General features: G+C 35.9%; 3 protein-coding genes and 1 pseudogene. All 4 read right to left on the reverse strand.

Annotated elements, in window-relative coordinates:
- Window positions 1-524: pseudogene (locus tag ACPYKA_RS10930) on the reverse strand (hypothetical protein); the annotation flags it as partial.
- Entirely contained in the window at window positions 521-829 is a 309-nt protein-coding gene (locus tag ACPYKA_RS10935; RefSeq protein WP_479542326.1) for a hypothetical protein, read from the reverse strand. The gene ACPYKA_RS10935 and the pseudogene ACPYKA_RS10930, both read right to left, overlap by 4 nt.
- Before the next feature lie 24 nt (window positions 830-853).
- Entirely contained in the window at window positions 854-1081 is a 228-nt protein-coding gene (locus ACPYKA_RS10940) for a hypothetical protein (protein ID WP_479542327.1), read from the reverse strand.
- Window positions 1081-1770 carry a DUF4176 domain-containing protein gene (locus ACPYKA_RS10945; RefSeq protein WP_479542328.1) on the reverse strand — a complete coding sequence of 230 codons (690 nt, stop codon included), beginning with the start codon at window positions 1768-1770 and terminating at the stop codon, window positions 1081-1083. The genes ACPYKA_RS10940 and ACPYKA_RS10945 overlap by 1 nt, the downstream gene beginning before the upstream one ends.
- Window positions 1771-2480: the final 710 nt, after the last annotated feature.

The following is a 2480-nucleotide window of genomic DNA, read 5'->3' on the forward strand; positions in this document are numbered from 1 at the left end:
ACCTCCATTTTGTTCGCTAACTTCCCCTGCGTTTGCTGGATATTTTCTTGGATGTTCCCCATTTGCTTCTTATTGAAATTACTTGCTTCTACTTCAGCTTCACTCGGTTTATCAAACAGGCCGAATAAGAAAGAATTAGGCGGCTGATGGCTAGTGATTAAAGCATTCGTTACACTACCAGTATATCCGATATTAATTTGTTGTAAATTAACCCAAATATTATTCCGGCTCACTCGCATCATGGTGTCTCTAGATAGAGGAGAAATATAAGCTGTAGTATCGGAAACATAATTTTCAAACAGCGAGTGAAGATCACCCACTTGCTCCTGATATCGCTTTATCTCGTCCTTCGAAATACGTATATGTTCATCCCATGCATCAATACTTTGTCCTTCATTCATTTTTACTAAAGCGGATATTTCTTCAAGAGAATTTTCCATTGTTTGTAGCGCATTTTTATACGTGTTAAGTTCTTCAATAATATCATCAAGTATTCCATAATTTATTCTCAGATCCCGTTTCATCGCGAATTACCTCCTATCGCTTCTGCCACCTCCTCATCAAGTTTCTTCATAATATCAAAAATGGTTTTACCTTCTTGATAAATCATTTCCATCCGATTGATCAAGTCTTCATTTACGTCATCGTTCATACTATTCAACAATGCATCCACCTTGGATACAAAATCAGAATTGAATCCAGCTAAACGGTCTTGTGTACTTGATCGAAATGTGGTTGAATAATTCTTGAAGTCATCAATGCCGTTTCGTAACTGATTAAGAGTATTTTCTAAACTATTTAAATCAAGTTTAATTCGTTGTTCTTGCATCTTTTATTGGCACCTCCTGTCAAACTAACGAAAATGTACCGATTGAATATCCGCAATTAATCTGTCCAATTCACTTACCATTTCATTGACAACCGTTTCCATCTCTTCCCCAACTGAGGCATTTTCTAAATCCATATCAGCAAAATTTTTCTTTATCGCTTGTTGTGCCTCTTGTAACTGTTGCACAATCCCACGTTCCCAGCCTTTACCATTAACCAACCCATGACAGAAATTATAATCGTATAAAGCCATTACCCTTCACCTTCTTTTTGTTTCATATCTTTATCAACCCTCTTCATGTCATCTTGTGAAAACTCGATAGAATTCAGATTTTTATCGACGATAAACTCTTCCTTCATGAGAAAAACAAACGCATCTTCTGTTTTGTCCGCAAACCCACGATGAACAATCTGTTTAATCAATGGTTTCGTAAAATAAACTTTTGCTTCCTTTGTCATCTCACCGATTGGATAAATAATTCCTCCATAAGGAAAATAACTGTTGTACCCGGTTGGAGCAATAAACCGTTCAGTAATAACTACCTTGGTTGGTTCTTCTGATTGCTCATTTGGTTTAAAATAAGTTGGATTTAGTTCCACGACAGTTCCAAGCGGCAAAACTTCTCTAGTAATCTCAATAACAAAGGACAGAAGTTCAACGAAGACATCTTCAGGTAGGTCAAACTGTTTAGTAGAAAACGCTATAGAATGGGTCGTTCCGCTATAATGATAAGTAATGATATCTAGCCCATGGTGCAAATCAATAGATGAAAGCTTTTGCTTATACGCTTGATATAAATGGTTAAAAAGCTGATTATTTTCTGCGTATTTGGAAAAAAATTCTCTTAAAACGGGAATGGAATCTGCTTCTATGTTATGACTTCGTGTCTGAATAATTTGCTCTACTTTTTTTAAAGCAAGATCTATTACCTTTTGTTTCATATCCCTACTCCTCTTTTCTTCCTAACTAAAAGCTTCTTTTAAGACAATAGTTGCTAAAATAATTAAATATGGAAATTCATTACATATCTAACTATAACACCATCAAACTGTTGTTTCATGAGGATTTGGACGTGGCAAAAATGAAACAGGAAACGAGTGAATTAGCACTAAAATATAGGAATAATTTACCGTATTTCCCCATAAAAAAACCTGCAGATAAGTTATTTATCTCACTTCTGCAAGTTACTTAAAATTTAGTTTTTATACTTCATCTAATTAGATAAATCGCCGTTCCCATTGGAAGTCTATTTCTTCGGAACCATTGCGGGCAAAAGCAGCTTAGATAACGCTTTTCATTTGTTACGCATCGATTTATTATACAGTCATTCTGCCCGTTAAAATGATACGTGAACAAGTTAAAATATGATTAGTTGTAGTTTTGCAAGACTAAAGCAAAAATAAACTTGACGATATGCGGAAGGTTACCATGATATTGGACATTCTCCTTCTTTAATTGGTTGGTCGTAACCTTAAAATTCTATAAAAGAGGATGTTCAAAAAGTCCGGCAAAAATGACACTGCATTAGGGGAACTTCGACTAAATACCGGCACGTCCCGTGTCGAACGTCGAAGTCACCACATCCTGTGGAAGCTCGTTGGCTTGTTTCTCCGCTCCTTGAAAAAGGAAAGCACTTTTTCTGGGTGCTAGA

The sequence above is a fragment of the Pseudogracilibacillus amylolyticus (SeqCode) genome, assembly GCF_051918545.1.
In the GTDB taxonomy this organism is placed as follows: domain Bacteria; phylum Bacillota; class Bacilli; order Bacillales; family Amphibacillaceae; genus Pseudogracilibacillus.

Excerpts from the sequence above, each read along its gene's own strand:
- ACPYKA_RS10945 (WP_479542328.1), bottom strand. The coding sequence starts at position 1,770 with ATGAAACAAAAGGTAATAGATCTTGCTTTAAAAAAAGTAGAGCAAATT.
- ACPYKA_RS10935 (WP_479542326.1), bottom strand. The coding sequence starts at position 829 with ATGCAAGAACAACGAATTAAACTTGATTTAAATAGTTTAGAAAATACT.
- ACPYKA_RS10940 (WP_479542327.1), bottom strand. The coding sequence starts at position 1,081 with ATGGCTTTATACGATTATAATTTCTGTCATGGGTTGGTTAATGGTAAA.